A 5,579-nucleotide genomic window follows, 5' to 3' on the forward strand; every position below is an offset into this window, starting at 1 on the left:
GGTCACGTGGGGTCAATTGCGCTCGAGGTACCGCACCATCTATCCGGACGTCTACACGCCGCGGATTGCCGAACCGTCGTTGTACGCCAACGCCGTCGGGGCCTGGCTGTGGTCCGGACGTCGCGCCCCGATAACCGGCCGAGCGGCGTCGTCGATCCACGGTTCGCTCTGGGTCGACGAGCGGGCCCCGATCGAACTCTTGTGGCGCAACAACCGGCCGCCCCACGGGATCATCACTCGCAACGACCACTTCACCGACGACGACGTCGTCGAAGTGAACGACATGGCGGTGGCCACTCCGCAGCGAACCGCTTACGACCTTGGCCGCTACCTTCCCCGCTTGGCCGCAGTGACACACCTCGATGCCCTGTCCCGCGCAACCGGTCTCGCCGCGGACCACGTCGCGCCGCTGATCGACCGCTATAAGGGAGCCCGAGGTATTCGACGGTTGCGCCACGCCATCGACCTGATGGATGGCGGTGCGCAGTCTCCAAGGGAAACCTGGTTGCGACTCCTGCTCATCGACGCGGGATATCCACGACCGCGTACCCAGATCCCGGTAGTCGATGACTTCGGTGACGAGTTCGCCTGCCTCGACATGGGATGGGAGGACGTCATGATCGCCGTGGAGTACGACGGTGATCAACACCGGACCGACCGCATCCGTTACGCGTGGGACGTCAAGCGGCTCCGACGCATCCACGAGCAGGGTTGGCTGCACGTCAAGGTGATCTCGGAAGACCGGGCCGACGACGTGCTTCAGCGCGTCGCCCAGGCATGGGCGGCACGCCGAGGCAGCAGCTACGGCGACTAAACGGACACCTCAACGACAGGGAATGCTATTTCGGCGTAATTTGGGGCGTGGTCTACAGCGGGTCGCGGGCGACCGGACACGACATACACCGCGGGCCGCCGCGGCCGGTGCCGAGTTCTGAGGCCGAGATCGGTAGCACCTCGATACCCGAATCCGCGAGTCGCGCATTGGTTTCGGAGTTTCGCTCATAGGCGACCACCACGCCGGGCGCCAGCGCCAGGGTGTTGTTCCCGTCATCCCACTGCTCGCGCTCGGCGGTGACGGGGTCAAGGCCCGTGTCGATGACACGGAGCTTGTCGATGCCCATCGCGTCGGCGGCCGCATCGACGAAGGGGGCCGCGCTCTCGATCGTCACGCCGGACGCCTTGCTCCGAATCGTGAACGCCGACAGCGAGTCGACGATGTTCGGGTACATCACCACCGCGTCCACGTCGACCATCGTGCAGACCGTGTCGAGGTGCATCTGCGCTCGTTCCTGTGCGATCGGCACGGCCAACACGGTATGCGCCAGGCCGTCGTCGAACAGGCTGCGCGCCAACGCCTCCGCACCCGCCGGCGTCGTCCGCTCCCCCACGCCGACCGCGACCACGCCTGGCGCAAGCAGCAGCACGTCGCCTCCTTCGACGGGGGCCGAACGCGACTCGTACGCCCGCCGCACGCCAAGGAACCGCGGATGGTGCGCATAGATGAGGTCGGTCAGCGAGGTCTCGCGAATGCGCGCAGGCAGCGCCAGCGACGTAATCGCGACCCGCGGCCCGATCCAAAACGACGAGTCGCGGGTGAACAGCAGGTTCGGCAACGGATCGATGACGAAGTCGGCGTCGTGATGCATCCGCTGGACCAGCGACAGCTCACTGCCGAAGAACGGCAGCTCACTGAACGTCATGCCCGCCATCAGGATGCGTGCCAACGGTTCGACGTCGAGTGTTCGCAGGTAGGCCGAGAGTTCTTGCGCCAGAGGCAGTCCCAAGCGACGGGTGTCGACCGCCGCGGAAATGCCGTGCATCCTGGCGGCGCCACTGGCCAGCGCCTCGGTCAGCAGGTCGGCAAGCAACAACACCTCGACCCCACGCGATCGCAACAGCGATGCGAATGCGTCGTGCTCCTCCTGCGCACGCGCCACCCATGGCATTCCGTCGAACAGCAGCCGGTCGTTGTTGCGCGGGGTGAGACGCTGAAGTTCCGGCCCCGGGCGATGCAGGATCACGACCCGCAGCGTCCCCACCTCTGAATTGGCGCCCAGCGTCGTACCCGTCATGACTAGCACCGTAACCCGAATCCTCACCTCAACTATTGTTGAGGTCATGGACGTGCTCGAGCTGACTCCCGGCGAGATGAGCCATCGCAGTGGCGTGGCGGTATCGGCGCTGCACTTCTACGAGCGCGAAGGCTTGATCGCCAGCCGCCGCACGTCGGGCAATCAACGACGCTATGCCCGCGAAACCCTGCGCCGCGTGGCGTTCATCCGGATGTCGCAGCGCCTCGGCATCCCGCTGGCCCGCATCCGCGAGGCCCTGGGGTCACTGCCCACCGATCGGGTGCCAACCAGCAAGGACTGGGCGCGCCTTTCGGCGGGGTGGCGCACCGATCTCGACGAGCGGATCGTGCACCTGCAGCGCCTGCGCGACAACCTCGCCGGGTGCATCGGCTGCGGTTGCCTGAGCCTCAAGACGTGCATCCTGACCAATCCCGGCGACGTCCTTGCGCAACGTGGACCCGGCGCGACCAACCTGTGAATTCGAACGCCTGTGCGATAAACTCTCCTTCGTGGCAGACACCGGTCTGACGGTTCAAGGGGCGCTCTTCGACCACGACGAGCGGCGTGACTTGGGTGACGGCGCATGGATCGACGTCCGCGCGGGATGGTTTTCCGGCGCGGAGGACGTATTCGACGCGCTGGTGACGGACGTTCCGTGGCGCGCCGAGCGCCGTCAGATGTACGACCGGGTGCTCGACGTCCCCCGGCTGGTCAGCTTCCACGACCTGGTGTCCGAACCCGCGCCGCACCCGGCGGTCGCACGGTTGCGCGTGCGCCTCAACGATATCTACGCCCGCGAGTTGGGCGAGCCCTTCACCTCCGCGGGCCTCTGCCTCTACCGCGACGGCAGCGACAGCGTGGCCTGGCACGGCGACACCATCGGACGTAGCAGCACCGAGGACACCATGGTGGCGATCCTCAGCCTCGGCGCGACGCGGATGTTCGCGCTGCGTCCCCGCCGGGGCGGCCGCGCACTGCGGCTGCCCCAGAGCCACGGGGATCTGCTGGTGATGGGCGGTTCGTGTCAGCGCACGTGGGAACACGCCGTGCCCAAGACCTCGAAACCGACGGGCCCAAGGATCAGCATCCAATTCCGCCCACGCGACGTGCGTTAGGTGCCGCGCACCGCACCGACTGCGGCCGACAGCAGGTCGCGGGCCCGCTGCGTGTTCACCGGCGCCACTGGCTTATTGGGTTCGACGAGCGGGTTCGCGGTGACGATGACCATGAACGTCGAGAAGCTGGCGACGTAGTTGTAGAGCTCGCCGGTCGCGGGTTTGCCGTCGACCTTCGTCTGCACCACCCGATGGGTACCGAGCGTGCGGGCCCCATCGATCGCGGGCGACTCGACGACCTCGACCAGGCCGCGCGCGCCACCACCGGCGAACGCGACCTTCTTGCACGAATCGCCGGGGTCGGGCATCTGCAGTGGCTCGGACGTCTCCACCGCGATCACGATGAACCGATTGCCATCGCCCTCGGCCGTCGTCGCGGCCATGTTGCCCTTGAGTCCCGGCGGCACCACCAGGCCCGTCGCCGCCTTCGCACAGTCCGACGGATCGAACACCGCTCCTGACGGAACGGCTTGTGGCGCAAGCAGACGCGGGTCGATTCCGGTGGGCGCGACCGTGGACGTCTTGAACTCAGGCCCGAAACTGGACTTGACGTCGAGCACCTTGGCGATGTCCGCCTTCGAGCCGTCCTGGGCCGCACCACCCGAGCACGCGGCCAACACGAGCGCAGAGGCGAGGGCGAGCAGCGTCCTGAGCATCGCCGTCAATCTACCCGTCGGCGACCCGTCACCCGCGGACCGCCGCCACCGTCTTGACGAGCAGCTCCGACGCGAAGTCCGCGGACAGGGCAGGCCCCGCAACGCCTGGATCGGTGACCACCGCGACGTAGGCGACGTGCTCGCCCAGGTAGGCGATGAACGTGTCGGCGTGCGTGTGGGTTTCGGTGCCCCCCTCGACGACGGTGGTGGCGTCGGTCGCCATGCCAAGCGTCGTCGCGCCGTCGACGGCAGGCGGTCCGACGAGGGTGACGACGCCGCTGGTGTGCCCGGCCGACAGGGTCCAGGTGCCGCATGACGCCGCCAGCACCGGGTCAAGGCCTACGGATGCATCGGCCACCACGGCGTAGACGATGCCGCCGGGGCCGGAGGCGGACCAGCCGTTGACGGCTTCGTCGGCCCCGTCACCCGCCGGATCGGCGAGCGCACCGCAGTGGATCGGGTCCGCCGTCCACGCCTGACCGAAGCCCCACAGCGCCACCGGCGCAGCCCGACCGGACAGCCCGGCCACCTCGTAACCGTCGGGAAGATCGGAGCGGACGCGTTCCACCCGAGCCGGGTTCACCTCCGCCGGTGACGGCGACGGCGACGGCGACGGCGACGGCGAAGCATCCGAAGTAGGCGGTGACGGGGGCGCGGCAGCCTGGCCGCACGCCGCGCACAGCACGATCACGACGCATGACGCGAAGACGCGCATGAGCCGTTGGTACCACGGCGACGACGACGGGCGCCGACAACGCGGGAAGACACGCCGCACTCACCGAAGTGGTGGTGCCGGTCGGCTCGGATTCTGACCGTCAGCGTCAATTGACGTGTACTTTCAGTTTGCCGACCGCAGGCTCTCACCCGCTTCCCTCGTCAGGAGAATTCATGAGAACGCACACCATCGCGGGTGGCGCCGCCGTCGCCCTCGTCGCTCTGGGGATGGCGCTGGCAGGTTGCGGGTCGGACTCGAAGACCACCGCGAGTTCCTCCTCGGCGGCGACCAGTAGTAGTGCGTCGAGCAGCAGCGCGGCGCCGTCCCCGACTGCATCCGCGCCGGCCGCGGGCGCGAACCCGACGATCGCCGACTACATCAAGGAGAACGGCATCACCGAGACCCCGGTCAAGCGCGGGGATCCGGGGGCGCCGACGATCGATCTGCCGACCCCAACGGGCTGGGCCGACGCCGGCCCCAAGACTCCGCAGGGGGCATACGGCGCGATCGTGTCCACCGACCCGTCGATGGGCGCCGATCCGCCGTCGATCGTCGCGGTCCTGTCCAGGCTGACGGGCAACGTCGATCCGGCCAAGATCTTCCAGTACGCGCCTGGCGAATTGAAGAATCTGCCGGGGTACGAGAGCGCGGGCGACGGGAACAACGCGAAGCTCGGCGGGTTCGACGCCTTTCAGAGCGGCGCCACCTACGTCAAGGACGGCGCCAAGCGACTCATCGCCCAGAAGACCGTCGTCATCCCGGCCGGCGACGGCAACGGAGTCTTCGTCCTGCAACTCAATGCAGGCGGCACCGAAGATCAGATCGCGCCCCTGATGGACGCCACGTCGCAGATCGACGAGAAGACGACGATCACGCCATAGGCCGCGTGGGACCATTGGTCCAGTGGACCTCTTCAATCGCGCGGACGGCGCTTCAGTCGTCGTGTCGCCAGGGATCGTCACGGCGCGGCAGACGGTCCAGGCGACGGTCACCACCGACAAGCCGATCGACGAGGTCAGAT

General features: G+C 67.8%; 7 protein-coding genes. 4 read left to right on the forward strand and 3 right to left on the reverse strand.

What is annotated here, in order from left to right:
• The first annotated feature begins 16 nt into the window (after positions 1–16).
• Positions 17–814 (forward strand): putative endonuclease domain-containing protein, encoded by a 798-nt coding sequence (locus ACRDUX_RS39705; protein ID WP_526422865.1) that lies wholly within the window; start codon positions 17–19, stop codon positions 812–814.
• Positions 815–866: 52 nt separating this feature from the next.
• On the opposite strand, the gene arcA is transcribed toward ACRDUX_RS39705, so the two are convergent.
• A complete protein-coding gene (gene arcA, locus ACRDUX_RS39710) occupies positions 867–2,072 on the reverse strand; it encodes an arginine deiminase (protein WP_526422855.1) in 1,206 nt (401 codons plus the stop codon).
• Positions 2,073–2,118: 46 nt separating this feature from the next.
• Here arcA and soxR point away from each other — a divergent pair, with 46 nt between their 5' ends.
• Together soxR and ACRDUX_RS39720 are read left to right on the forward strand one after the other, a co-directional pair.
• Positions 2,119–2,550: a redox-sensitive transcriptional activator SoxR gene (gene soxR, locus ACRDUX_RS39715; RefSeq protein WP_526422867.1), complete on the forward strand. Its 432-nt coding sequence runs from the start codon at positions 2,119–2,121 to the stop codon at positions 2,548–2,550.
• Positions 2,551–2,581: 31 nt separating this feature from the next.
• A complete protein-coding gene (locus ACRDUX_RS39720; RefSeq protein ID WP_526422857.1) occupies positions 2,582–3,187 on the forward strand; it encodes an alpha-ketoglutarate-dependent dioxygenase AlkB in 606 nt (201 codons plus the stop codon).
• On the opposite strand, the gene ACRDUX_RS39725 is transcribed toward ACRDUX_RS39720, so the two are convergent.
• Positions 3,184–3,843, reverse strand: a complete 660-nt coding sequence (locus ACRDUX_RS39725) for a DUF5642 family protein (RefSeq protein ID WP_526422859.1) — start codon at positions 3,841–3,843, stop codon at positions 3,184–3,186. The two genes, ACRDUX_RS39720 and ACRDUX_RS39725, sit on opposite strands and share 4 nt — an antisense overlap.
• Positions 3,844–3,871: 28 nt before the next feature.
• A complete protein-coding gene (locus ACRDUX_RS39730) occupies positions 3,872–4,558 on the reverse strand; it encodes a DUF5642 family protein (protein ID WP_526422861.1) in 687 nt (228 codons plus the stop codon).
• 173 nt (positions 4,559–4,731) lie between these two features.
• On the opposite strand from ACRDUX_RS39730, the gene lpqN reads away from it, so the two are divergent.
• Positions 4,732–5,439 (forward strand): envelope biogenesis lipoprotein LpqN, encoded by a 708-nt coding sequence (lpqN, locus tag ACRDUX_RS39735; protein ID WP_526422863.1) that lies wholly within the window; start codon positions 4,732–4,734, stop codon positions 5,437–5,439.
• The last annotated feature ends 140 nt before the right edge of the window (positions 5,440–5,579 follow it).

The organism is Mycobacterium sp. (genome assembly GCF_050701675.1).
Classification (GTDB): domain Bacteria; phylum Actinomycetota; class Actinomycetes; order Mycobacteriales; family Mycobacteriaceae; genus Mycobacterium.